General features: G+C 33.2%; 37 protein-coding genes and 2 pseudogenes. 3 read left to right on the top strand and 36 right to left on the bottom strand.

The window, feature by feature from the left end; translation table 11 throughout:
- Positions 1 to 82 precede the first annotated feature (82 nt).
- Positions 83 to 652 carry a hypothetical protein gene (locus LN051_RS02845; RefSeq protein WP_229293101.1) on the top strand — a complete coding sequence of 190 codons (570 nt, stop codon included), beginning with the start codon at positions 83 to 85 and terminating at the stop codon, positions 650 to 652.
- Between the two features lie 130 nt (positions 653 to 782).
- On the opposite strand, the gene LN051_RS02840 is transcribed toward LN051_RS02845, so the two are convergent.
- The 11 genes and pseudogenes from LN051_RS02840 to LN051_RS11480 form a co-directional block, all read right to left on the bottom strand.
- Positions 783 to 938 carry a hypothetical protein gene (locus LN051_RS02840; RefSeq protein ID WP_229293100.1) on the bottom strand — a complete coding sequence of 52 codons (156 nt, stop codon included), beginning with the start codon at positions 936 to 938 and terminating at the stop codon, positions 783 to 785.
- A gap of 429 nt (positions 939 to 1,367) precedes the next feature.
- On the bottom strand, positions 1,368 to 2,159 hold the full coding sequence (locus tag LN051_RS02835) for a Shedu anti-phage system protein SduA domain-containing protein (protein ID WP_229293099.1): 792 nt from the start codon (positions 2,157 to 2,159) through the stop codon (positions 1,368 to 1,370).
- A 393-nt stretch (positions 2,160 to 2,552) separates the two neighbouring features.
- Complete coding sequence (locus LN051_RS02830) at positions 2,553 to 4,172, bottom strand: ATP-binding protein (RefSeq protein WP_229293606.1); 1,620 nt, start codon at positions 4,170 to 4,172, stop codon at positions 2,553 to 2,555.
- A gap of 1 nt (position 4,173) precedes the next feature.
- Positions 4,174 to 5,340: an SIR2 family protein gene (locus LN051_RS02825; protein ID WP_229293098.1), complete on the bottom strand. Its 1,167-nt coding sequence runs from the start codon at positions 5,338 to 5,340 to the stop codon at positions 4,174 to 4,176.
- Positions 5,341 to 5,485: 145 nt separating this feature from the next.
- Positions 5,486 to 6,250 carry a hypothetical protein gene (locus tag LN051_RS02820; protein ID WP_229293097.1) on the bottom strand — a complete coding sequence of 255 codons (765 nt, stop codon included), beginning with the start codon at positions 6,248 to 6,250 and terminating at the stop codon, positions 5,486 to 5,488.
- A 15-nt stretch (positions 6,251 to 6,265) separates the two neighbouring features.
- Positions 6,266 to 7,909, bottom strand: coding sequence for a restriction endonuclease (locus LN051_RS02815; protein WP_229293096.1), 1,644 nt, complete (start codon positions 7,907 to 7,909; stop codon positions 6,266 to 6,268).
- A gap of 395 nt (positions 7,910 to 8,304) precedes the next feature.
- The gene (locus LN051_RS11485) at positions 8,305 to 8,412 is read right to left on the bottom strand and encodes a DUF7695 domain-containing protein (RefSeq protein WP_420853986.1); all 108 of its coding nucleotides are present in this window, start codon (positions 8,410 to 8,412) and stop codon (positions 8,305 to 8,307) included.
- Positions 8,413 to 8,540: 128 nt separating this feature from the next.
- Positions 8,541 to 8,822: a hypothetical protein gene (locus LN051_RS02810; RefSeq protein WP_229293095.1), complete on the bottom strand. Its 282-nt coding sequence runs from the start codon at positions 8,820 to 8,822 to the stop codon at positions 8,541 to 8,543.
- Between the two features lie 2 nt (positions 8,823 to 8,824).
- On the bottom strand, positions 8,825 to 9,097 hold the full coding sequence (locus tag LN051_RS02805; protein WP_229293094.1) for a hypothetical protein: 273 nt from the start codon (positions 9,095 to 9,097) through the stop codon (positions 8,825 to 8,827).
- Between the two features lie 303 nt (positions 9,098 to 9,400).
- Positions 9,401 to 9,721, bottom strand: coding sequence for a hypothetical protein (locus tag LN051_RS02800; protein WP_229293093.1), 321 nt, complete (start codon positions 9,719 to 9,721; stop codon positions 9,401 to 9,403).
- A gap of 43 nt (positions 9,722 to 9,764) precedes the next feature.
- A pseudogene (locus tag LN051_RS11480) lies at positions 9,765 to 10,249 on the bottom strand (VapE domain-containing protein).
- A gap of 32 nt (positions 10,250 to 10,281) precedes the next feature.
- Between LN051_RS11480 and LN051_RS02790 the strand changes: the two are divergent.
- Positions 10,282 to 10,404: pseudogene (locus tag LN051_RS02790) on the top strand (IS3 family transposase); the annotation flags it as partial.
- 27 nt (positions 10,405 to 10,431) lie between these two features.
- Complete coding sequence (locus LN051_RS02785; RefSeq protein ID WP_229293091.1) at positions 10,432 to 10,959, top strand: site-specific integrase; 528 nt, start codon at positions 10,432 to 10,434, stop codon at positions 10,957 to 10,959.
- Between the two features lie 123 nt (positions 10,960 to 11,082).
- Here LN051_RS02785 and rpsI read toward each other — a convergent pair whose 3' ends face one another.
- The 25 genes from rpsI to rpsQ form a co-directional block, all read right to left on the bottom strand.
- Positions 11,083 to 11,475, bottom strand: coding sequence for a 30S ribosomal protein S9 (rpsI, locus tag LN051_RS02780; protein WP_002460040.1), 393 nt, complete (start codon positions 11,473 to 11,475; stop codon positions 11,083 to 11,085).
- Between the two features lie 19 nt (positions 11,476 to 11,494).
- Positions 11,495 to 11,932 carry a 50S ribosomal protein L13 gene (rplM, locus tag LN051_RS02775; RefSeq protein ID WP_037574745.1) on the bottom strand — a complete coding sequence of 146 codons (438 nt, stop codon included), beginning with the start codon at positions 11,930 to 11,932 and terminating at the stop codon, positions 11,495 to 11,497.
- Positions 11,933 to 12,153: 221 nt separating this feature from the next.
- Complete coding sequence (truA, locus tag LN051_RS02770) at positions 12,154 to 12,951, bottom strand: tRNA pseudouridine(38-40) synthase TruA (protein ID WP_229293605.1); 798 nt, start codon at positions 12,949 to 12,951, stop codon at positions 12,154 to 12,156.
- 19 nt (positions 12,952 to 12,970) lie between these two features.
- A complete protein-coding gene (locus tag LN051_RS02765) occupies positions 12,971 to 13,774 on the bottom strand; it encodes an energy-coupling factor transporter transmembrane component T family protein (RefSeq protein ID WP_229293090.1) in 804 nt (267 codons plus the stop codon).
- A complete protein-coding gene (locus tag LN051_RS02760; RefSeq protein WP_229293089.1) occupies positions 13,764 to 14,630 on the bottom strand; it encodes an energy-coupling factor transporter ATPase in 867 nt (288 codons plus the stop codon). The genes LN051_RS02765 and LN051_RS02760 overlap by 11 nt, the downstream gene beginning before the upstream one ends.
- Positions 14,627 to 15,430, bottom strand: a complete 804-nt coding sequence (locus LN051_RS02755) for an energy-coupling factor transporter ATPase (RefSeq protein ID WP_229293088.1) — start codon at positions 15,428 to 15,430, stop codon at positions 14,627 to 14,629. Before LN051_RS02755 ends, LN051_RS02760 begins: the two co-directional genes overlap by 4 nt.
- 407 nt (positions 15,431 to 15,837) lie before the next feature.
- Positions 15,838 to 16,206, bottom strand: coding sequence for a 50S ribosomal protein L17 (gene rplQ, locus LN051_RS02750; protein ID WP_229293087.1), 369 nt, complete (start codon positions 16,204 to 16,206; stop codon positions 15,838 to 15,840).
- A gap of 16 nt (positions 16,207 to 16,222) precedes the next feature.
- Positions 16,223 to 17,167: a DNA-directed RNA polymerase subunit alpha gene (locus tag LN051_RS02745; protein WP_229293086.1), complete on the bottom strand. Its 945-nt coding sequence runs from the start codon at positions 17,165 to 17,167 to the stop codon at positions 16,223 to 16,225.
- 83 nt (positions 17,168 to 17,250) lie between these two features.
- Positions 17,251 to 17,640 carry a 30S ribosomal protein S11 gene (gene rpsK, locus LN051_RS02740; protein ID WP_014613235.1) on the bottom strand — a complete coding sequence of 130 codons (390 nt, stop codon included), beginning with the start codon at positions 17,638 to 17,640 and terminating at the stop codon, positions 17,251 to 17,253.
- 24 nt (positions 17,641 to 17,664) lie between these two features.
- Positions 17,665 to 18,030 (bottom strand): 30S ribosomal protein S13, encoded by a 366-nt coding sequence (rpsM, locus tag LN051_RS02735; protein ID WP_229293085.1) that lies wholly within the window; start codon positions 18,028 to 18,030, stop codon positions 17,665 to 17,667.
- A gap of 22 nt (positions 18,031 to 18,052) precedes the next feature.
- Positions 18,053 to 18,166 carry a 50S ribosomal protein L36 gene (gene rpmJ / locus LN051_RS02730; RefSeq protein WP_002509257.1) on the bottom strand — a complete coding sequence of 38 codons (114 nt, stop codon included), beginning with the start codon at positions 18,164 to 18,166 and terminating at the stop codon, positions 18,053 to 18,055.
- A 32-nt stretch (positions 18,167 to 18,198) separates the two neighbouring features.
- Positions 18,199 to 18,417: a translation initiation factor IF-1 gene (gene infA, locus LN051_RS02725; protein WP_001118443.1), complete on the bottom strand. Its 219-nt coding sequence runs from the start codon at positions 18,415 to 18,417 to the stop codon at positions 18,199 to 18,201.
- A gap of 167 nt (positions 18,418 to 18,584) precedes the next feature.
- Positions 18,585 to 19,235 carry an adenylate kinase gene (locus tag LN051_RS02720; protein WP_229293084.1) on the bottom strand — a complete coding sequence of 217 codons (651 nt, stop codon included), beginning with the start codon at positions 19,233 to 19,235 and terminating at the stop codon, positions 18,585 to 18,587.
- A gap of 17 nt (positions 19,236 to 19,252) precedes the next feature.
- On the bottom strand, positions 19,253 to 20,545 hold the full coding sequence (gene secY, locus LN051_RS02715) for a preprotein translocase subunit SecY (RefSeq protein ID WP_229293083.1): 1,293 nt from the start codon (positions 20,543 to 20,545) through the stop codon (positions 19,253 to 19,255).
- Positions 20,545 to 20,985, bottom strand: coding sequence for a 50S ribosomal protein L15 (gene rplO, locus LN051_RS02710; protein WP_037567130.1), 441 nt, complete (start codon positions 20,983 to 20,985; stop codon positions 20,545 to 20,547). Before rplO ends, secY begins: the two co-directional genes overlap by 1 nt.
- 16 nt (positions 20,986 to 21,001) lie before the next feature.
- Complete coding sequence (gene rpmD / locus LN051_RS02705; protein WP_229293082.1) at positions 21,002 to 21,181, bottom strand: 50S ribosomal protein L30; 180 nt, start codon at positions 21,179 to 21,181, stop codon at positions 21,002 to 21,004.
- A 17-nt stretch (positions 21,182 to 21,198) separates the two neighbouring features.
- Positions 21,199 to 21,699 carry a 30S ribosomal protein S5 gene (gene rpsE, locus LN051_RS02700; RefSeq protein ID WP_229293081.1) on the bottom strand — a complete coding sequence of 167 codons (501 nt, stop codon included), beginning with the start codon at positions 21,697 to 21,699 and terminating at the stop codon, positions 21,199 to 21,201.
- 21 nt (positions 21,700 to 21,720) lie between these two features.
- Positions 21,721 to 22,080, bottom strand: coding sequence for a 50S ribosomal protein L18 (gene rplR, locus LN051_RS02695; protein ID WP_229293080.1), 360 nt, complete (start codon positions 22,078 to 22,080; stop codon positions 21,721 to 21,723).
- 30 nt (positions 22,081 to 22,110) lie between these two features.
- Positions 22,111 to 22,647, bottom strand: a complete 537-nt coding sequence (gene rplF / locus LN051_RS02690; RefSeq protein WP_229293079.1) for a 50S ribosomal protein L6 — start codon at positions 22,645 to 22,647, stop codon at positions 22,111 to 22,113.
- A gap of 29 nt (positions 22,648 to 22,676) precedes the next feature.
- Positions 22,677 to 23,075 (bottom strand): 30S ribosomal protein S8, encoded by a 399-nt coding sequence (gene rpsH / locus LN051_RS02685; protein ID WP_037574781.1) that lies wholly within the window; start codon positions 23,073 to 23,075, stop codon positions 22,677 to 22,679.
- Positions 23,076 to 23,106: 31 nt separating this feature from the next.
- Entirely contained in the window at positions 23,107 to 23,292 is a 186-nt protein-coding gene (locus LN051_RS02680; protein WP_229293078.1) for a type Z 30S ribosomal protein S14, read from the bottom strand.
- A gap of 21 nt (positions 23,293 to 23,313) precedes the next feature.
- On the bottom strand, positions 23,314 to 23,853 hold the full coding sequence (gene rplE, locus LN051_RS02675; RefSeq protein WP_037574785.1) for a 50S ribosomal protein L5: 540 nt from the start codon (positions 23,851 to 23,853) through the stop codon (positions 23,314 to 23,316).
- A gap of 24 nt (positions 23,854 to 23,877) precedes the next feature.
- Positions 23,878 to 24,195 (bottom strand): 50S ribosomal protein L24, encoded by a 318-nt coding sequence (gene rplX / locus LN051_RS02670; protein ID WP_037567116.1) that lies wholly within the window; start codon positions 24,193 to 24,195, stop codon positions 23,878 to 23,880.
- 38 nt (positions 24,196 to 24,233) lie between these two features.
- On the bottom strand, positions 24,234 to 24,602 hold the full coding sequence (gene rplN / locus LN051_RS02665) for a 50S ribosomal protein L14 (protein ID WP_014613222.1): 369 nt from the start codon (positions 24,600 to 24,602) through the stop codon (positions 24,234 to 24,236).
- Between the two features lie 30 nt (positions 24,603 to 24,632).
- The gene (gene rpsQ / locus LN051_RS02660) at positions 24,633 to 24,896 is read right to left on the bottom strand and encodes a 30S ribosomal protein S17 (protein ID WP_037567114.1); all 264 of its coding nucleotides are present in this window, start codon (positions 24,894 to 24,896) and stop codon (positions 24,633 to 24,635) included.
- Between the last annotated feature and the right edge of the window lies 1 nt (position 24,897).

The following is a 24,897-nucleotide window of genomic DNA, read 5'->3' as shown; positions in this document are numbered from 1 at the left end:
TAAGCACCTCATAAAAAAGCTATTTTATTCAATACAATTATACATGGTATTATTTACATTGACAAAAACATTTTGTGTTAAAATGATATTATTAAAATTATTAGAGGTGAATAGAGTGGGATTTTTTGCTTTTTTATGGGGATTTGCTGAGGCAACCGTATTCTTCATTATTCCTGATGTTTTACTTACATATATTGCAATAACTCAAAAAAATAAAGTAGTTGTAATTAGACTATTACTGCTTACCTTGCTTGGTGCCTTAGCAGGAGGCACAGTCGTTTATATGACTGCACAAAACCACCCGGATTATGTCGAAGAAATCCTTATGCGTGTACCCTCTGTACAAACTTACATGCTTGAACACGTTATTAACGCTATGAATAGTCATCCATTTATAGGCTTGATATCAGGTCCTTTATTTGGAGTACCTTATAAGTTATTTGCATATGCAGCACCACACTACATGACAATTTGGATGTTTATCATTTGTTCTATACCAGCAAGACTTTTTAGGTTTATCATTGTAACTACACTTGCTTATTACTTATCACATCACATATTTAAACAACTCAAACACGCTACTAAAATCATAATATGGCTCATCGTTTGGATCATTGTATACATCATTTACTTTGGCATACATGGGTTATAAAGCAGCAAAGTTAAAGAAGCGATTAAGAAAAATACAATTCTTAATCGCTTCTTATATGTATAAAATGTACGATCTTTATTACTGGATATCGCTAAAATAAATTTGTAAATATGTGCGCTTTCAAACTCTACTAGCCTTTATTAGTATACTTCGTCTTTAATTGTGCATAAGTTAATAATCCTAGGCCAAGTCCCATAAAAAGCCCTACGCCTGTTTTATCTACCAATATACCTAACGCCAAACCTATACATAAAAATGCAGGAATAATCAATTGTAATTGGTTCAAATCATAACCCCCTTATTCGTAGTAAATACGCTATTAATGATTATTATAATTATTAATTTAAAAATTACAGCCCCACTTCTACATGTCTAATGGCTACTTTACAAATTACAGACGTCACAACTAACATCACGGATAAAGTTAAAATGAATTCTCCATAAAACTAGGCCGTAAAATCTTAAGGTGCCGTATGGTTCTATAGACTGTCCAATATTCAACACAAAAAAGCACCTTCCAAAGTAAATTGGAAAGTGCTGTAAACGTTGATATAACTTGCGATTAACGTTTTGAGAATTGTGGTGAACGACGTGCTTTTTTAAGACCTGGTTTTTTTACGTTCAAAAAACTTTAGGGTTTCGTACGGTTGTATGTACTGGGGGTAACTAAAGGGTAACTAAATAAACTGCTGGCCGGTGGTAAAAATTAAGTAAATTAATTATTCATTGTTAAAAGATTATGTAAATTTTTGGCCCGTTCTAATAAATCGTCATAAGTCAGTATTAACAATGAATTTTTTAAAATGATGTTACGTCTTCTTAACCTTCTTCTATCTTTTTCTGAAAGATCTTTACTTCGACCAATTATAATGTAACCAGTGGGTGTATAAAATTCTTTTAATGTTTCTCTTGCATATGAATTATTATGTTCTATCCATTCTAACCAATCATATATTTGTTGCTCTGCATGGGTTAGTTTGCTCGAAGGATTACCATCTTTTGTATACAACTTATGTGTACTGGCTTCTAATTCTATAACATCATATAAACCATTATTTCTTTTTAAAACATAATCGGTTTCATACTCACCACCGAGTTTATGTTTCGGCATCACTTCCACATATTCTGTTCCAAATAAAATAGGATATTCACTAATACATTTTTGTATATCATTTTCATTTCTCACATCTTGCTTCAAAATATTTTCTAACTTTTGAATAGCTTCATATAAGTTGTTCAATAATAAATAAGCTCTATCATAGCGTTTGATTTTGTCTTGTAAAATATCTTTCAACAACTGTGTCTCTCCATATGATAGAGCTCTATTAGGCATTTTGAGTTCTAAGGAAGTTTGATCATTTAACAGAAACGTATCTGTAAATCTGTATTTAATATTATCTTCAGGAAATATAATATCATTATTATATATTTTTCGATAATAGTTTATTAATATAGGTTCTAAATCTTGGGTATTTGGATAGACAGGTATGTCATGCGCAATATACATTAGTAACTCTGCTAGGAAATCATCCTCATTAATATATATTCCTTTTAATGTATTTACTAACGCTAATCTATTGTATGTATCATTTATAGTGTAAGTTATTAAATAAGTAACTGGTTCATCATCATCAATATCAAAAATAACTTCTTTTATTATGTCGTATAGTGAACTAAGATCCTCATACTTTTCTAAATTAACTTCTAATTTTCCATCTGCATCACTTATAGGATTCTCATCACTAGTAATAAAAGTTCTTAATAATTTTGATTTATTATAAATATCTATTCTTTTAATAATTATCTTCCTTTCTAAATCAAATTATCAATATACTTTGAATATTATTTTGAAATATTATAAAAAAAGAGCTGAATTTTAATTTCACCCACTTTTAAATTATTATAAAGTGGGTGTTGAATTTGCATGTATTCTATTACTTTTTATTATTTCTATTTGGATATCTCTAATTAGATTTATACTTGTAAGTATAGCTTCACCTTGATTGAGTTTTTTTATTTGTCTAATTGATTGATCTGACAAATGGTTCTTTATAACTTCTATTTCGTTTTTATGAGTAAGTCTGTGAACTAAAAGCGTTCCGATTTGACCTAATAGTTCTTTTGGAACATCATGGGGATTTTGAGTGGTTAAAAATAAAAAAATACCTTTTTTTCTTCCTTCACGTGCAATATTTGTTAAACCAAATTGAAAATTATTCTCATCATTAACTTTGGAATAGCGATGAACTTCATCAATGTACATGACAAATGCTATATTATTTTTTGGCTTTTTGTCAATTATATATGTACTAATTAAATCTATTATCGTTCCCCCAATACTATCACTTACACCAATAGTAGAAGCATTAATATATAAACTATGATTATCTGTATTATTTAAAAATTTATCAATTTCTTCAATCAAATCGAATTTTCCATCAGTTTTTTGAGAGAAAAATTTCAATAAATTAGTGTTAGTTAATTTATAATCAATTTTCTGAACTAGCCATTGTTTTTGATTAAATTGAAATGATCCAGTAATATATTTTTTCATTAACTTATCAAGTTCAACTGCCTCTTCAGTAATCTGACTAGAAAGTAATGACAACTCAAAAGATGTATCTTCCACGCTTAACTTTGAAAGGTCATTTTCTACATCAATAGGAGTTTTCCCAACCTTTATATATGTTTCGTTAATACCCCTTTTTTTCTGATAACGCAGACTTTTTATTGCATCAGCTAAAACAGCAGGTTGACTTGAATCATTTGTTTCAAATAGTGTAGCCCATTGACTAAATGTTAATCTACCTGCATCTACAACTGTATCTATACCTAAGCTTAGATTTTTTATATTTTGATTTTCATCAAATGAATCAGAGTATTCCCCGGTAGGATCTATTATTAATAATTTTTTATTGTTATTAATTAGTTTATCTAGAATAGATAATGATGAGGTAGACTTACCACTATTTGTAGTGCCAATTGACATAAGATGTCTATCAAATAAAGTACTTGAATAAAGAGAAACTTCTTCAGATGGTGCGTTTGAAAATTTTGCGAACGATTTCAACTTACTATCGGTACTATCTGCATATTTTGATCTAAGTTCTATGGATTGTAAATAAATTTCTATTATTCTTTTATTTGCAAAGTAAACTCTATCTGTCAATCCTACATTAGAAAAACCCGGCAGTTTAAATTTATTACTATCACTAGACAACACACCTATTAAATCTATACTTAACTCAGGATAAATTTTTTCCGATATATTATTTAATAATGCATTATGAACACTATCTGAATTTGGGATTTTTGATTGATAAACTTCTCCTAAAAATAAATTTGACACTGATTCAACTATAACTAAATAATTTATTGTATTTGGTATAATTAACTCTTTCCGAAGTTTTTTAAATTTTAACCATGAAAGGTTTTCAATTTGAACGACACTGGTATCTTTATAAACCTGTGAAATCATTCCTAAATAATAATTATTTTTATCATTATCTGTATATAGCATATCAATCACTATTTTCACCCCTTGAGAAGAATAGTGTTAAATCACCATTCATTGTAGCTTGAAGAAATGAGATATTGTAGTCACTGTTCATTAATTTTAATAGTTCTTCCCAGTTTTCATTAGGATGTTCTGGTTCAATAATATAGTCTGTAACTAATAATATTAAACTTGGATTTGTCTTTATTGCTTGAATAATCATTTGAGAAATATGATTGTCTGCAAAACTAAATCCTGAGGTGATAAGAACAGTATTTGATTTACGAAGTAAAGATTGGAATTTTGTAAATAAATCAAAATAAGGTTTCTCATAGCTCTGCATGTATTTATTTGAACTAGGAAAAATCATTATTGGATTATTAACTTCTCCCTTATTTTTTCTAATAATATTATTATTTTGTCTTTCCCAAGTTAATGATCCGTGAATTTTCAATAAATTCATTACGTTTTTTTTATAAGATTCTTTTTGTGATTTTACTTCCGTTATTGGCTTAGATAAATACCATTCAAACATATCTACATCAAAAATAGGTTTATGCGCAAAAGAAAATCCATCAAATACTGTATAGTTTAAACTATATGCGCTTTCTTCAACTACAATATCATAGTTCGTAGTTACCACTGACAGACGATTTGGAGATTTATGTAAGTTTGTTAGCTGATTAATTAAAATTCCATGCTTAAACTTACTTTCATCATAGTCATAAGATGTTTTTTCTTTGATAATTTCTATTATTTTATTAAACGAAGCATCAAACTTTAATTTGTCTTTTTCTGATACAAATGGAAAAAATGATTGTAATTGAGATAGAAAATCTTCTAAATTAAAATCATCTTCTGAATTTTGATTGTATTTGCACATCAAAATTAGATCATCTAAGGTGAAATGATTAGGATCTTTTAATTGACGCTTGATCTCTTTACCTAACATATCAACAGTATATCCATAATTTTCATCTTTGTTCCCTACTACTGAAGCTCCAGCTCCAACTAAAAGTACTATATTATCAAAAGGACCCATAAAAGTAAAAATTTCATTAGCAATAAGTCTATTGAATATGTCCTCATTTATGAGTTTATCATTGTCTAGAAGTTCTTTTTTATCTTTATAATATTTATTACTATCATCTCTTGAAAATATTACCCTTTTACTTATAAATTTATTGTTCATCGTCATCCCTCTTATATCATCTCATTTTATGAACTTACTAAATAAACTCCTTTTCAAATATTATGGCAGCATTTGAAAATGATTAAGACAAAAATGCTTAATACATGATTATATTAGCTATTATTTATTGTTGAAATTAGAATTTTCAATAATATTCTTTATTTTCACCACTAATAATGAAGTGATTGTGAATATTATTGTTACTTAAATAAGGTGCAAGATTCTCTTGTTCCTTTGAAAAACCGGCTTTTTCTAATTCTATTACGATAGTTTCCATGGCAGAAGATACTGGATTATTATTTACGAAACTATACTCACTGAACAACGCTTCAAAAATAGGTTTTGTAATTAAATGTTGTGATAACATTTCAGTAGCTTGGCTTTCATCTATACTTTCATTGATATTATGTTGCAGAGAAGATACAAACTTTTTAAATTCAATTGAAATTGGATCTTTCTTATCTTCTAGCTTAGTTTTTATCCAACTAATCTGTCTTTGAGCTATCTTTGCTACATCAGCAGACCAGTTCTCTAAATATTTACGATTCCCTACTTTTTCTACGATTTTTCCGAATATCGCTTGCTCGTACTTATCCCATTGAAATTCTAATTGAGTTTCTTCAAACTCTTTAGGGTTTGGGATATCTGTATTCCCAATATTATCTTCCAAATCGTTTTCTTTATTAGGTGCACCTCCAACCCCAATAACTTTCAACTGTTTCGGCTTAGCTATATTAATTTTATCAACCATTGCTTCGAAACGTTCATCAACAGAGCGTAAGGCATTTATTATTTGCCATACTGCTTCATAGTTTTTATTATTATCTAGTATCGTCTCAGGTTTTTCACCTGCTCGGATAACTATAGGTAATATGATATAGCCATAATCTTTACTTTCAGATTTACGCATAATACGCCCAACTGCTTATACAATATCAACTTGAGATTTTTTAGGTGCTAAGAAGATAACAGCATCTAATGTCGGTACATCTATACCTTCTGTTAAGAATCGTACGTTTGAAACTATTCGTGCTTCATCAGATGATTTATTTGGATCTGCTAACCAAACCAATAATTCACCTTTTTGTAATGCATTCATTGTTCCATCTGCGTGTCTCATTGATAGCTTTTTAGATTGTTCTTCAATATCCGCACCAATATATTCATTAACAACTTCTTCAAACTGATGTGATACTTTTTTAGAATCTTCAATTGTTCTGGTAAATGCAATGGTGCTCTCTAATGGCGCACCATCATAAGGGCTATTTTTAATTGGATTTTTATATCCATTTCTACGCATCATACCCTTCCAAATACCTACGATTCTACCAACATCATCTATATTTAAACCATTTTCAGGATCAGCTAATGTTCGTTGCATATCTCTTTGAATTGCTGTTTCATCTATTGCCAAAACCATCACTTTATAATCCGTTAATATGCCACGTGATACTGCTTGTCCAAATCCCATGCGATAAATAACTTCACCATATTTTGATTCATCATCCATTGAAGAAAGTAAGATACTTTTATCTTTTGCATTCTTCTTAGCATTATCACCATAAATCTTAGGTGTTGCTGTTTGATACATGCGTAGGTTTCCTTTTACATTTTCATTATCATGAACTTTTGTAAATACACTAGCATCTTTATTCATTTCATGTGCCCCCGTAGTTCGATGTGCTTCATCCGAAATAATTAAATCAAACTCTGTAAAACCTTCTTTTTGAGCTTTGCCGATAACTTCAATACTTAGATAAGTACTAAATACTACAAATAATTCAGTATTTGATTCTTTTTCTTGAACGTCATTCCAGTTTTTAAGCAACTGATCTTTTGAAGTCGTTGCTGGATATCCTATATCTGTTGCTTTAATATCTTCAGTACCATCATCATTTCTAGAAGCATCTCTATCTGAAGTAACTGCCATACTCGTCATCGTGTATTCAGTATCGTTATTCCATCCTCTTAATGTTTGTGTAAGGAGTTGAATACTTGGTACTAAGTAAAGTACTTTAAATTGTTTATCTGTTTGTTTAGATAAGGCTTCAGCTATTTTTAAACTTGTGAATGTTTTACCTGTTCCTGGAGCCATGATTAATTGTCCACGATTTTTAGTTTTAAAGTAACTAACAGCACACTCAAGAGCATCAAGTTGATACGGACGTAATGATTTAGGTTGTTTAACCGTCGTTTGTTCAGGTCTCTCAAAACTGAAATCAGCCCAATTAATTTGTGAATTTCTCAAATCTGATAAACCAATTATCTCTATTCCTTTTGCATTCTTATCTATTGTCTCTCTCGCATTGCTATTCCACTCATCAACAGTTGAAATGATTAAACCTCTTGCATAATATGTTAAACCAAGTTCTGCGACGAAAGAATTAATTTCACTTTTACCTATTTTTCCTTTATTAAATTTCGCTTGTATAGCCACTAAGTCACCATTTTGTTGCTCTGCAACTAAATCCGCACCTAAATCTTTTTTAGAAATATTATATTCTGACGGGACATCTTTTAGTAACCATACATTTTTATACAAACTTCTATATGTAGGTTCATTTTTCAAATATGCTAATACTAATCTTTAAAAAAGTGTTCCACGTTCTCTTTGTACATCTTGTGCTGTTTCATTAATTTGTCTAATTAAATCATCAAAACTAGATGCATTGTAATTTTCTTATTTTTCCATGTCATACCTCCGTAAACATCTTTATTTAATTATCACATAGAAAGACATCAATAAAAATAAAAAACTGACTATTGAAAGTCAGTTTTTTTAATCATTATCTGTTTTTCAGAAAGTATTGTTCAAACTTATAATTCTTAACACTTCTATATGTCACATATTTTCATTTTATTCTTTTTCATACTATGACAAACTAAGATCAATTATTTCATCTCTACTTTTCCCCTCTGCTTTCTCTGGCCACCATCCGTACCTTTGATACTCTGTACCACCATCTAAAAAATTGCACCACATTTACACATAACATAATCATGTGTGTGCTTTGATTCAATTACATCATCGCAAATTTTACACTTTGCTATATTTCTTATTATTTTCTTCATTAAAATCCCTCACTTTATTATTACATTAATCATACAGTAATTCATTTTCATGACTAAACCTAAATATTAAAATACTCATTTTCTGCTTTCAGTCTCATTTTATCTTCTATTGCATTTTCTACTAATTGTTAAGCAGCATTATAAGAAGTGGACAAATTTTCTGTGTATGAAAAGTTAGGAACTAATCCATGAGTATCTAATTGCATCGTCATCATTTCAATTAAGATACAAATATTTTTATCCATAATATTTAATTTTTTTATAGAGCTTTCTAGTTCATTTCCATTCTTTTTTTCAAAAACTAAATATCTAAACACTTCGTTCATACTTCTAAAATTATGTTCAGTTTTTATTCTGTGTAACTCTTTATCAAGAATATCATCAACATACCACGTTCTTTTTCTTCCCATACTTATACCTCCAACAATTTCTTAATTTCATTTGTATAATCGTTAATTGCTTCCGTCTGTCTTTCAATTACTTCAATTAATTTATTATTACTTGTTGCAACATTTCTCAAAAGATCTTCAACTTCTTGTTCTTTCGTATCAAATCTTTGATGTATTAATGCCCTCTCTAATATGATATTGATTAATTTATTCTCAGAAATATTTTTATCATCACTGATTTCTTTGATTAAGTATTCAATTAATGGGTCACTAATTCTAATTATTTTTCTATTCATGACTACATCTCCTATCTATTTATACAGATAATAAGCGTATACTGCTTTATTCGGTATATTTATTTATGCTGTATACTCTTTAGCACCGTACATATATTCTAATTATATTTTCTTCACATGCTTGCTGTGTCTTAGGTATTTAGAAAAACAACTCGGCACTACCGAGTTCATCACATTTTGACACTGTCAAAATAATAAGTGATGTCGTTTTTCCTTATGCTCATGTTTTTAAAAAATAAGTTTTCAATTTTTTGTCCCGTTTGTCCCAAATTTCGGGACAACTGGGACAATAATTTTAGAAAGTTAAATTTTATATTCTCTTTCCAATCTTAAAATGTCTTCTTCAGTAATATAGAAACCTCTCTGCTGTCCATAATATTTTTTATAATGAACTTTTTCTGTAGTCGTTCTATTTAACAGTTTTTTTAGTCTTAGGTTGACCTTTTGAGTATAAGTTTTATTTTTAAATCGATCATCTTTCAACATTACTTCTCTAATTTCTTTAGCAGAAACTTTTTCTCTTCTTACTAAATATTTCAGTTCATGTGTCACTTCATCATAATCTTTTATATGCTTTCTTTTTTCTTCAAGCGATAAATAATCCCAATTTAATGGAACTCTCATTATTAAATATCTTGCTATCTCATTTTCAAGTTCATCAATTTCTTTAAAATCTTTTTGGTACTCTTCTAAATACTTTTTTCTTCTTCTGATAAATGATTTGTCTCTCCTTCAAAAAATATTCTTTAGCTTCTGCCCAAACCTGATCCACAATTTCCTGAGTTAAGTCGTGGATATTAAATTTTTTATTTTTATTTACACCTACTCTAATTGGAATAAATCTTCTATTTCCTGTTTCATCTTTTAAAAAAGTTTCTTCATTTGTTGTTCCGAAAAAATACAATCTCTAATATGTCCTTTGCTTTCTCCTGCATATTTGTCACGATAAGTATCAGTAGTTGATGTTAATACTTGTTTAATTCTTTCAATATTTGAATTGTTATAAGCTGTTAGTTCTGATAGTTCTATAATCCATGACTTCGACATTTTAATATAAGCTTCGTCACCTTTGAATGAATCAAAACAATCATTAAACCATTGAGCTGACCCCAAATATTGGGAATAATATAAAAACACTTTCGTTGAATTCATATTAAAATGAATCCTACGGAGGTGTTTTTTCTATGAAAAGAGTGGCTTATTCAGTAGAAACAAAATATAAAGTAGTTGAAATGAAAGTAGCTGGGTTTACGACAAAAGAAATTATGAACGCATTAAATATTAGAAATAAAACACAAGTGGATACTTAGTGGCGATGGTATCGAAAAGGTGAAGTGCTTGCCTTACATTGGTCTGATATAAACTTTGTTAATAAAGATTTATACGTTAAAAAGACTCTAGCAAAAGTAAACAATAAACATGTATTACAACCACCTAAAACACGTGAGTCACAAAGATGGATAGATATTGATAATCAAACCATCAGTAAACTTTTACAGTGGAAAGAAGAACAAAAACTTCAATATGAGGAATACGGTTTTTCAGTCGCTAGCGATAAAGAGCAACCTATTTTTTCAACTTACCATACTAGACTAAATGAAATGAAGTACATGCGTGTATCGACACCTAATGACAAATTAGAGGCATTCTTTAAACGTCATTCAGATCTTCGTAAGATACACGTACATGGCTTCAGGCATACACATGCTTCATTATTGTTTGAATCAGGTGCAACACTTAAAGAAGTACAAACTAGATTAGGTCATAGTGATATAAATACGACAATGGACATTTATACGCACATTACTCAATCATCAACAGAAAAGTTAGCTGAAAAATTACAAAATCACATAAATTTTTAATATATAATATGAACTTATTAAGTCCAGGGGTACTAGCGGGGTATTATTCATGCAAAAACCATATAAAAAAGCACCTCTCGAATAATTTCGAGAAGTGCTGTAAACGTTGATATAACAATGATATTAACGTTTTGAGAATTGTGGTGAACGACGTGCTTTTTTAAGACCTGGTTTTTTACGTTCTTTCATACGTGGGTCACGCGTAAGTAATCCAGCGCGTTTTAAAGAACCTCTGTATTCAGGATCTGCTTCTAATAACGCACGTGCAATACCGTGACGGATAGCTTGAGCTTGTCCAGTGAAACCGCCACCGTGAACGTTAACTAATACGTCATAGTTACCTTTTGTTTCAGTAACGTCAAATGGTTGGTTTAAGTCTAAGATTAATGATTCGAATGGTAAGTAGTCACGTACGTCACGATCGTTAACTTTAATGTTACCTTCACCTGGTACTAAACGTACACGTGCTACTGAGTTTTTACGACGGCCTGTGCCTCTATATTCAACTTGTGCCAATGTCATTTCCTCCTTCTAATTAACCACGTAACTCGTAGTTTTCTGGTTGTTGTGCAGCGTGTGGATGTTCAGCGCCACGATAAACGAATAATTTTTTACCTTGTTTTTCACCTAAACGTGAACTTGGTAACATACCTTTGATTGAGTTCTCTAATAAACGTTCTGGGTTTGTACGTTTTAACTCACCAGCAGTGATTGATTTTAAACCACCTGGGTGATTTGAGTGTCTGTAGTAAATTTTATCTTGTTCTTTATTACCAGTGAATTGGATTTTTTCAGCGTTGATAATGATTACATAATCACCTGTATCAACGTGTGGTGTATAAGTTACTTTATTTTTACCGCGTAAGATAGATGCTACTTCTGATGATAAACGACCTAATGTTTGGCCTTCCGCATCAACAACATACCATTTGCGCTCAATGTTTGATTCATTTGCCATAAATGTTTGACGCATATTAATTGTCCTCCTAGTGAATAAATGTTCTAAGCGTGATTTCAACCAGTTTTCGTACACAACTGTGAACGACTTGATTTATTCCGTTAACTGTTGACCTGTCCTGCTTCTATATCTTGTAACACAATAAGTTTCCGGGGCTTATCGTGGGGTGATATAAAACAATACCGTTAACTATGATATAATTTTTGCCTGTTATTGTCAATGTGTTTCATTGAATTTTATAATGATTTTTTCTGATGAATTGTAATGTTCTCGCCAAATTTTTTGACCAATTCATCTGCTGATAAATAGATTTTTTCTAAATACAATCCTTCAGCTGGTGCTGTATGAGGAACAAGATTACGATCTTTTGCTTCTAACAATTGTATGACATCACTAGCCGAGCGTTTGCCTCTTCCGACTTCGATTAAAAATGCCATGATGACACGCACCATATTATATAAAAAACCCGAGCCAGAAATGATAAAATCTAAACCTTCTTCTGTCCGAATGACACGACTTTCATAAATTGTACGCTCTTTGCTTTCAACTTCAGTTTTTTGAGAACAAAAACTCGTAAAATCATGTGTACCCAAAAACTGCTCTGCTGCTTGATTCATTTTCTCAATATCAAGGTCATCCGCAAGGTACGTTTTCAATTGTGCTTGAAAAGGGTTTCTATGAGGTGCTTGATAAATGGCATAGCGATAGGATTTTCCTACACAATCATAGCGACAATGAAAATCTTCATCGATAAATGTAACCTCGTGAACGTAAATATCTTGAGGTAACGCACGATTCATCGCATACTGCCACTGTGATGGCGAAATATTCAACTTTGTATCAAAATGAAAATACTGTTCTAAAGCGTGTACACCTCGATCTGTTCGACTTGAAGGATGTATACGCACGTCATGCTTATGCATACGTTTTAAAATTTTTTCGAAATATCCTTGCACAGTGCGCCCTTGATTTTGAATTTGAAAACCAAGAAATTGGCCACCATGATAACTTATTTTTACAAGTACACGTTGCATCACTGACAACCTTTCTCTGCTATAAATATGTTCGAATAAAATAAACACCTATACCAATTGGAATTAACAATATTAGTGTTATCGTATCTCGCCAATGCCATTCTAAACGTCGAAAGCTTGTACGCTCAAGGTGTGTATCATATCCTCTTACTTCCATTGCAATCGCTAAATCTTCAGCACGTTTAAACGCCGAAATAAATAGCGGAATAAATAATGGAATAAACGCTTTTATACGATGAAATAGTGACCCTGAATTAAAATCAGAACCTCGCGACTTTTGTGACATCATAATTTTATCTAATTCTTCCATTAAAGTTGGGATAAACCGCAATGCAATAGACATCATCATACTTAAAACTGCTACTGGAACCTTAATGTATTTCAACGGTTTAAACAGTCTTTCAAAAGCGGCTGTTAATTCTAAAGGACTTGTCGTTAATGTAAGAATCGTTGATGTGACCATAATAAATGTCAGACGTAGAACAATAAGTGCACCTTCATTTAATCCATGGCTATCAATAGATACAATGCCCCCCTCAAATAACCGTACGCCACCTTTAGTGATAAACATATGCATCACAAAAGTAAAAGCGAGAAATAGAAAAATAGGGGTTAGCCCTTTTAATAAGAAAAACAACGGTAGACGTGCCAGCTTTATAAAGCTGTATAAAATAATACCAAGCCATAAATATGCAAACCAATGATGGCTAAAAAAGATAATGATAATAAACAAAAATACAAATAAAAATTTAGCCCGTGGATCGATGCGGTGGACGATTGAATTCAAAGGTAAATATCGCCCGATAATCATCTTATCTTTCACGGCGTCCACCCCACTTTTTATACAATGACACAAAGCTTTCTTCAGTTAATGCAATACCTTCAAATGGTACACCTGAGCGCTGTTCTAAATCACGTTGTAATCGTACTGTGTCCGGTAAATCTAAATGTAAGGATTTAACTAGCGCCTCTTGCTCAAAAAAATGTTCCGGTGCGTATGAAGCGACAATACGACCTTTCTTCATTACTTTGATTTCGTCAGCATATTGTGCCACATCGTTCATTTCATGTGTAACTAAAATGACGGTCTTTCCTTCTTTTTTATTTAAATGTTGAATAAGTGCCATCACTTGTTGTTTACTTCTTGGATCAAGTCCTGCTGTAGGTTCGTCCAATACTAAAATGTCTGGATCACTTGCTAAAATAGCTGTAATGGCTACTTTGCGCATTTGCCCCCCAGATAATAGGAATGGCGATGCAGGAAGTAACGTATCGGGATTAACCCCCATCATGTTTAAATACGTTTTTGCTTTTTCTAATGCTTTTGTCCTATCTTGATTGAAATTTTTAGGGCCAAATAAGATTTCTTTTTCTACCGTTTCTTCAAATAATTGTGATTCTGGAAATTGAAAAACCATACCAATACGTTGGCGTATCTCTTTTAATGCACGATCTTTCGTTTTACGATTGATTTTCACATCTACGATTTGCATAGTGCCCCGCGAAGGTTTTAACAACCCATTTAAATGTTGAAGTAATGTTGATTTACCAGAACCCGTTTTACCAATAACTGCGTAGTAGCGTCCTTCTTCAAAAGAAGTCGTCACAAGGTTCAATGCTTGATAAGCATAAGGTGTATGTTGTTGATAAGTATAAGACACCTCGTTAAAATGAATCATAATAATCGCTCCACTAATGCGTCATAAGTTAATAGATGCGTTTCAAGTTGTAATTTTTGAGCTATTCGCATTTCAAAAGGTAAATCTAAGCCGATTGCTTTTAAAGTGTTGACTTCTTTAAATATCGTCCCAACTTCCCCTTGTAATGCAACAGCTCCTTCATTCATTACAATCACGCGATTGGAATCCACGACTTCACTTAAATCATGTGTAATAGAAAGTACAGTAACTCCCCATTCGTGGTTCAATTTCTTAATCATCTTCAATATCTCTGCTTTGCCTTCAGGGTCTAGCATAGATGTGGCTTCATCTAAAATAATCAATTTAGGATTAAGTGCTAACACGCCTGCTATGGCTACACGTTGTTTTTGTCCACCTGATAAAGCTGTAGGTTCATGATTTTGTTTGTCAAACATGTCTACATCTTTAAGCACTTTCGGAACAATTTCATGCATTTCCTCATAAGATAAACGTTTATTTTCTAAGCCGAATGCGACATCGTATTTTACAATAGAACCGACAAATTGATTTTCAGGATTTTGAAACACGACACCGATTCGTTGGCGAAAAGCCGAATGTTCTTCTGTTTTCACAGATGCTCCGTTAATCATTAATTGACCATCAAATTCAGTTTCAATACCGGCTATTAATTTTGTTAAAGTAGACTTACCAGAGCCATTGTGACCTACAATCGATACCCACTCTCCAGGGAAAACCGAAAAACAAATCTCTTTTAATGTAGGCTGTTCGGCAGTATCGTATTTAAATGAAACATTTTTAAATTCAATGATCGGTTGCATGATAATTCCTCACTTTTTTGACTTCTATCCTATTTTACCGAATAAAATATGTATTGTATACCGACTATGTTTCAGTGTTGACATACATTCATGATGATGCTCACTATTATTTTCAAATTATAAAATATGGCTTTCTCATCATTAGATTGTGGAAGACACCAGTATTTAGCCTACATAGCAACAAATTAAAAAGGGCGTCTCCACAGTGTGGATGCGCCCGTTATGACATTTTTTAGCCTTTCGCATCAAATGCGACTTCCAATAAAAAAGCGCGCACCCCATCTAAATTGAGTTCACGCTTTGTCGTCAATATTTAGTTAGATGGGGTACTTTGAGCTAGACAATATTTGTATGTGGCAAACATTATCGTTGCACTCATATGCTTTAAATGTAGTAGTGTGTATTTATTAAACTAATTCGATAATTACTGTTAACGCACCGTCACCTTTACGTGGTGCAACTTTAAGAATACGAGTGTAACCACCTTGACGTTCTTGGTAACGTTCAGCGATTTCACCGAATAATTTTTGTAATGCTGTTTGTGTCGTTTCATCTTCGTTTAAGATTTCTACATTACGTAATGTTTTAGCAGCGTTACGACGAGAAGCTAAGTCACCTTTTTTACCTAAAGTGATCAATTTTTCAACTACGCTACGAAGTTCTTTCGCACGTGCTTCTGTTGTTTCAATACGCTCATTAACGATAAGTGAAGTTGCTAAGTCACGTAACATTGCTTTACGTTGATCTGAAGTACGACCTAATTTTCTGTAACCCATGAGTTAACCTCCTTTATCAATCTTCTTTTCTTAGACCTAAACCTAAGTCTTCTAATTTGTATTTAACTTCTTCAAGAGACTTGCGACCTAAGTTACGCACTTTCATCATATCAGCCTCTGATTTGTCAGCGAGTTCTTGTACTGAGTTAATACCAGCACGTTTTAGACAGTTATAAGAACGTACAGATAAGTCTAATTCTTCGATAGACATTTCTAATACTTTTTCTTTTTGATCTTCTTCTTTTACAATCATGATTTCAGCATTTTGAGCTTGGTCAGTTAAACCGACAAAGATATTTAAATGCTCAGTCATAATTTTAGCAGCTAATGATACGGCCTCTTGTGGTGTGATTGAACCATCAGTCCATACGTCTAACGTCAACTTGTCGAAGTCAGAACTTTGACCTACACGTGTGTTCTCAACAGTATAATTCACACGTTCAACTGGTGAATATAATGAATCTACTGGGATAACACCGATTGGTAAATCACTAGAGTTATTTTGATCAGCTAATGCATATCCACGTCCCTTATTAGCGACTAAACGCATTTTGAAATGTCCACCTTCAGATACAGTGGCAATTTTAAGGTCAGGATTTAAGATTTCAACGTCACTGTCGTGTGTGATATCTTTCGCAGTTACTTCGCCTTCTTCTTTAATATCGATTTCTAATGTTTTTTCTTCTTCAGAGTAAATATTAAGCGCAAGCTTTTTAATATTCATGATAATCGTAGAAACATCTTCTACAACATTATCAATCGCTGAGAATTCGTGTAAAACACCTTCGATTTCGATATATTTCACAGCCGCACCTGGTAATGATGATAGTAGGATACGACGTAAGGAGTTTCCTAGTGTAGTACCGTAACCACGCTCAAGTGGTTCAACAACAAACTTACCGAATTTAGCATCATCACTAACTTCAATTGTTTCAATTCTAGGTTTCTCGATTTCTATCATTTACATATCCTCCTTAAGTACGTCGACTTGCATAAACTATAAATTTTCAGTGTTAAGTGAGTTGTGACAAAACAAAAATTTAATTATACGCGACGACGTTTTGGTGGACGGCAACCATTATGTGGAACTGGAGTAACGTCTTTAATCGCTGTTACTTCTAAACCTGCTGATTGTAATGCACGGATCGCTGATTCACGACCTGGACCAGGGCCTTTTACAGTTACTTCAACTGATTTTAAACCGTGTTCCATTGCAGCTTTTGAAGCTGTTTCTGAAGCCATTTGTGCTGCGAATGGTGTAGATTTCTTAGAACCTTTGAAACCTAATGCACCTGCAGATGACCATGATAAAGCATTTCCGAATTCATCTGTAATAGTTACGATTGTATTATTGAAAGTAGAACGGATGTGAGCAACACCGTTTTCAATATTCTTTTTCACTCTACGTTTACGTGATACTTGTTTACGTGCCATAGATTAATTTGCCTCCTTTACCTATTATTTTTTCTTGTTAGCTACAGTTTTAACTGGGCCTTTACGCGTACGCGCATTGTTTTTAGTTTTTTGACCATTTACTGGTAAACCACGACGGTGACGGATACCACGGTATGATGAAATTTCCATTAAACGTTTGATGTTTAAGTTCGTTTCACGACGTAAGTCACCTTCAACTTTGTAGCCATCTACAACTTCACGGATGCGGCCTAACTCGTCGTCAGTTAAATCTTTTACACGAGTGTCTTCTGAAACGTTTGCTTCAGATAAGATTTCTTTTGCTGATGTTTTACCGATACCGTAGATATATGTTAATGAGATTACTACGCGTTTATCACGTGGGATATCAATTCCTGCAATACGTGCCATATTATTTACACCTCTCTTTTAATTAACCTTGTTTTTGTTTGTGTTTAGGGTTTTCACAAATTACCATAACTTTACCTTTACGTTTAATGACTTTACATTTTTCGCAAATCGGTTTAACTGATGGTCTTACTTTCATTTTTTATACCTCCTTCAATGATGGAGTGACAATTATTTATAACGATATGTGATTCTTCCGCGTGTTAAATCATACGGAGACATTTCTACTGTTACTTTATCGCCAGGTAGAATACGAATATAGTTCATACGAATCTTGCCACTTACATGAGCCAGGATTTCGTGACCATTTTCTAATTCTACTTTAAACATTGCGTTGGGTAAAGTATCTAATACTGTACCTTCAAGTTCGATAACATCTTGTTTTGCCATGAATTAACGCCTCCTTTTCAGTTGTAAGGATCTTAGTATATCAACGAGATAATAGTTGGCTTGGTTTACATTGTCAAAGCGTATCGTTATAAGACTTGTCACGGAATTTTGATTACAGTTTCAAAGTTAACGACGTGTAAAGTCAAACACTTTAAACCAAGTCGTTATTATTTTAAAGATTCTAAAATAGAAATGACGTCTTCTGTAACTTCATTAATATTTTTGGAACCGTCAATATTTTTAAGAACGCCTTTTTGGCTATAGAAATCTAAAATTGGTTTAGATTGTTTAATATTCACATCTAAACGGTTAGCAACTGTTTCAGGGTTGTCGTCTTCACGCTGATAAAGTTTGCCACCTTCAAGATCACATGTACCTTCAACCTTAGGAGGATTGAAAACAAGATGATACGTTGTGCCGCAAATTTCGCAAATGCGACGGCCTGTTAGACGATTCATCAATTCCTCTTCCGGCACATCAATGTTCACAACCGCATCGATTTCTCTTCCAAGGTCTTCTAAAATCGTATTTAAAGCTTCAGCTTGTTCGATTGTACGAGGAAAGCCGTCTAGCAAGAAACCTTTTTTAGCATCGTCTTCAGAGATACGTTCCTTTACAATGCCTACTGTAACTTCGTCTGGTACTAATTCCCCACGGTCCATATACGATTTAGCTTCTTTACCAAGTTCGGTTTCATCTTTAATCGCTTTTCTAAACATATCCCCCGTAGAAATATGTGGAATTGGGTACTTTTTAATAATTTCACTCGCTTGAGTTCCTTTACCAGCACCAGGTAATCCCATTAAGATAATATTCATAAATGCCCTCCTATGAATTATCGTCTACCAAAGCCTTTATATTCTTTTTCATTCACTTGTGCTTCTAAACTTTTCATCGTTTCGATAGCAACACCAATAACGATGAGTAAGCTTGTACCACCCAGTTGAATCGCTTGAGGCAAGTTCATAAATTTCGTTGCAATTATTGGAAGAATCGCAATCACTGCTAAGAAAATAGAACCTACAAAAGTTAATCGATATAAGACCTTAGTAATATATTTTTTCGTCTGTTCACCAGGACGAATCCCAGGAACATAGCTACCTTGCTTTTTCAGGTTGTCTGACATTTTTTCTGGGTTAACTTGTACAAACGCATAGAAATATGTGAATGCAATAATAAGTATTACATACACAACCATTCCCATGTTATTTGATGGGTCAGCATAGTTACCGATTTTTTGCGCCCAATCTGCTTTAGGGAAGAACAATGTTAATGTTCTAGGTAATAAGAAGAATGCCATTGCGAAAATGACAGGAATTACCCCTGCAGAATTCACTTTTAATGGTAAATATGTTGCCTGTGAACCAAGACGCATATTAGATTGTTTTTTTGCATATTGAATCGGTATTTTACGGATAGCTTGTAATACGAAAACCGCACCTACTGTCAGTAAAATCATACCGATAATTAAGCCGATTACTTTTAACCAAGCTAACGTTACATCATCTTGTCCAACGAATTCTTGTTGATAGAATTGCATTAAAGCTGATGGTAACGTTGATAAGATACCTGCAAAAATGATAATGGAAATACCATTACCTACACCATATTGCGTAATTTGCTCACCTAACCACATTAAGAATGCCGTACCTGTTGTTAGTACAACTGCAATTAATAGATATGACCAAACGTTTTGTGTCTGAATCAAAGAACCACCTAAATATGAATTAAATTGATAAGACATACCGATGGATTGAATGAAAGCAAGTACAATCGTGAAATAACGTGTGATGTTATTTAACTTCTTGCGTCCGACTTCACCTTGTTTCGCCCATTCTGTAAACTTTGGAACAATATCCATTTGTAATAATTGCATCACAATGGAAGCAGTAATGTAAGGCATAATCCCCATTGCGAAAATGGAAAAGTTCTTCAAGGCCCCGCCACCAAATGTATTTAACAAATCAGTGACGCCTTGAGAACCTTGTTGATTATCAAATGCTGCTGGATTAACTCCAGGTGCTGGAATATACGTACCAATTTTGAAAATCACTAACATTGCAAGTGTAAAGAAAATCTTGTTACGAACTTCTTTTGTTTTAAAGAAATTCACAAGCGTGTGAAACATTAGATCACCTCGTGAGCTCCGCCTTTCGCTTCAATAGCATCTTTAGCAGAAGCTGAGAATTTGTGTGCTTTAACAGTCAATTTCTTTTCTAATGAACCATTACCTAATACTTTAATGCCAGATTTTTCACTTTTAACTACGCCTGATTCAATTAATAATTCAGGTGTAACCTCAGTACCATCTTCGAATTTGTTAAGTTGGTCTAAGTTAACAATAGCATATTCTTTACGGTTAATGTTAGTGAAACCACGTTTAGGAATACGACGGAATAAAGGTAATTGTCCACCTTCGAAACCTGGTCTTACGCCACCACCTGAACGTGCTTTTTGACCTTTTTGACCACGACCACTTGTTTTACCGTTACCAGTAGCCGCACCACGACCTACACGGTTACGTACTTTACGTGAACCTTCTGATGGTTTTAACTCATGTAATTTCATTCGAGCACCTCCTTGATTATTTTTCTTCTACTGTTACTAAGTGACTTACTTTGTTAATTTGTCCACGAATCGCATCGTTATCTTCAACAATTACAGAAGAGTTTAATTTTTTCAAACCTAAAGCTTCAACTGTTTTACGTTGTGTTTCTGGACGTCCAATAACGCTTCGAGTGAGGGTAATTTGAATTTTAGCCATTTTAAATGTTTCCCTCCTTAATTATATAATTCTTCTACTGATTTACCACGTAAACGGGCAACGTCTTCAGCATTTTTTAAGTTTTGTAAACCGTCAATTGTTGCGCGTACCATGTTAATAGGCGTGTTTGAACCTAAAGACTTACTTAAGATATCAGTGATACCTGCAAGTTCTAATACGGCACGAACTGGTCCACCTGCGATAACCCCTGTACCAGGAGCAGCTGGTTTCATGAATACACTTCCTGAACCGTAACGTCCAGTGATTGTGTGAGGTGTTGTACCTTCAACACGTGGAACTGTGATAAGATCTTTCTTCGCAGCTTCAACAGCTTTTTTAATTGCTTCAGGTACCTCTTGAGCTTTACCAGTACCGAAACCAACGCGACCATTTTTGTCTCCTACAACTACAAGTGCTGTGAAACGGAAACGACGTCCACCTTTAACAACTTTTGCAACACGGTTAATCGTAACAACGCGTTCTTCAAATTCTTTAACTTCTTCTTCTCTACGAGCCATTTATATTGTCCCTCCTTTAAATTAAAATTGAAGTCCATTTTCGCGAGCTGCATCTGCTAACGCTTTAACACGTCCGTGGAATAAGTATCCTCCACGATCAAATACAACTGCTTCGATTCCTTTTTCGCTTGCTTTTTTAGCAATCGCTTCACCAACTTTAGTTGCCATTTCAACTTTAGTTGCTGATGTATCAATATCGCTATCTTTAGTAGAAGCTTGAACTAATGTTACACCTTTAACATCATCAATAATTTGTGCATAAATGTGCTTGTTTGAACGATATACGTTTAGACGTGGCTTTTCGCTAGTACCTGACAATTTCGTACGAACACGTGCATGTCTTTTTAAACGTACTTTGTTTTTATCAATTTTGCTGATCATGTCAATACTCCTTTCTCTAGAGTTTATTTATTATTTACCAGTTTTACCTTCTTTACGACGTATATATTCACCTTGGTAACGGATACCTTTACCTTTATAAGGTTCTGGTGGACGTACATCACGAATTTTCGATGCTGTAGCACCTACTAATTCTTTGTCGATACCTTCAACTTTTACAGTTGTATTTTTTTCTACTGAGAAAGTGATACCTTCAGCAGCTTCGATTTCAACTGGGTGAGAATAACCTACGTTTAGTACAAGTTTAGAACCTTGTACTTGTGCACGGTAACCAACACCGATAAGTTCAAGTCCTTTAACGTATCCTTGTGATACACCTTGTACCATATTATTAATTAACGCACGAGTTGTACCATGAATAGTTCTATGTTCTTTAGAATCTGATGGTCTAACAACTTCAAGTGTGTTTTCTTCTTGTTTGTAAGTCATTTCTTCGTTAAGTGTTTGTGATAATTCACCTTTAGGTCCTTTAACTTTTACTGTATTACCTTCGATAGTTACAGTAACGTCACTTGGGATCTCGATAATTTTTTTACCAACACGGCTCATGCTATGGCACCTCCTTATTTAATTAATTATTACCAAATGTAAGCTAATACTTCGCCACCAACATTACGTTTTCTAGCTTCTTTGTCAGTGATAACACCTTCTGAAGTAGAAACTAATGCGATACCTAAACCGTTTAATACTTTAGGTACTTCGTTCGCTTTAGCGTAAACACGTAAACCTGGCTTAGAAATACGTTTTAAACCTGTAATAACGCGTTCATTATTTGAACCGTATTTTAAGAATAAACGAATAACACCTTGTTTATCGTCTTCGATATATTCAACGTTTTTAATGAAACCTTCTTTTTTAAGGATTTCAGCGATTTCTTTTTTAATGTTTGATGCAGGTAATTCTAATTTTTCGTGACGCACCATGTTTGCGTTTCTTACACGAGTTAACATATCTGCAATTGGATCTGACAATGTCATAGTTTGTTGCCTCCTTTCAAGAGTTAAATTTTTACCAGCTAGCTTTACGTACGCCAGGAATTTGACCTTTATAAGCTAATTCACGGAAACAAATACGGCAAAGCTTGAATTTACGATATACAGAATGTGGACGACCACAACGTTCACAACGTGTATATTCACGGACTTGGAACTTTTGTTTCTTTTGTTGCTTAGCAACCATTGATTTTTTAGCCACTTAATTAGCCTCCTTTAGAGATTATTTTTGAAATGGCATACCGAATTGTGTTAACAATTCACGAGCTTCCTCGTCAGTGTTAGCAGTAGTTACGATAACGATATCCATTCCTCGAACTTTTGATACTTTATCATAATCGATCTCAGGGAAAATTAATTGTTCTTTAACACCTAAAGTGTAGTTACCGCGACCATCAAATGCATTTTTAGAAACACCACGGAAGTCACGTACACGTGGTAATGAAACAGAGATTAATTTATCTAAGAATTCATACATTCTTTCACCACGTAATGTTACTTTAGCACCAATTGGCATACCTTCACGTAAACGGAAAGTCGCAACTGATTTTTTAGCTTTAGTGATTAAAGGTTTTTGACCTGTGATTGCTGTTAACTCCTCAACTGCTGTATCTAATACTTTAGAGTTTTGAACTGCATCACCAACACCCATGTTGACTACGATTTTATCGATTTTTGGTACTTCCATTACTGAGCTATAGTTGAATTTTTTAACTAAGTTCTCACTAACTTCTGTGTTAAATTTTTCTTTTAAACGGTTCAAAGTGGATCCTCCTTTCAACTTTTATTATTTATTAGACTTGATTTCTTCGCCTGATTTTTTAGCGATTCTTACTTTTTTACCATCAACAAATTTGTAGCCTACACGTGTAGGTTTGTTTGTTTTAGGGTCTAATAATTGTACGTTAGAAACATGAATAGCTGCTTCAGTTTCTAAGATTCCACCTTCAGGATTGATTTGAGTTGGTTTTTGGTGCTTTTTAACTACGTTTACACCTTCCACAACGACACGGTCTTTTTTAGGTTCAGTTGCTACAACTTTACCAGTTTTACCTTTGTCTTTACCTGCGATAACGATTACGTTGTCACCTTTTTTGATATGCATGTGGGCACCTCCTTGAATTGTGATTTAGATTTTATAAATTAAAGTACTTCTGGTGCAAGGGAAACAATTTTCATAAAGTTTCCTTCACGTAATTCACGCGCTACTGGACCGAAGATACGTGTACCACGTGGTCCTTTGTCGTCACGAATGATAACACATGCATTTTCATCAAATTTGATGTAAGAACCGTCTTTACGACGTACGCCTGATTTTGTACGTACCACTACAGCTTTAACAACATCGCCTTTCTTAACAACGCCTCCTGGTGTAGCATTTTTAACAGTTGCTACGATAACGTCACCGATGTTAGCTGTTTTACGGCCAGATCCACCTAATACTTTGATTGTAAGTACTTCACGAGCACCAGAGTTGTCTGCTACTTTCAAACGTGTTTCTTGTTGGATCATGTTTAAACCTCCCTTATCTTTAAATAGTCATTAAATAATTACTGATTCTTCGACAATTTCTACTAAACGGAAACGCTTTGTCGCTGATAAAGGACGAGTTTCTTGAATTTTAACGATATCTCCTAGTTTAGCTGAATTGTTTTCGTCATGTGTTTTATATTTTTTAGAATATTTAACACGTTTACCATATAGTTTGTGTGTTTTGTATGTTTCAACTAAAACAGTTACTGTTTTATCCATTTTGTCTGAAACTACTTTACCAACGTAAACTTTACGATCATTTCTTTCGCTCACT

Source organism: Staphylococcus ratti, assembly GCF_020883535.1.
Lineage (GTDB): Bacteria > Bacillota > Bacilli > Staphylococcales > Staphylococcaceae > Staphylococcus > Staphylococcus ratti.
The sequence above is the reverse complement of the archived record's forward strand: the minus strand, read 5'-3'. Positions and strand labels throughout refer to the sequence as shown.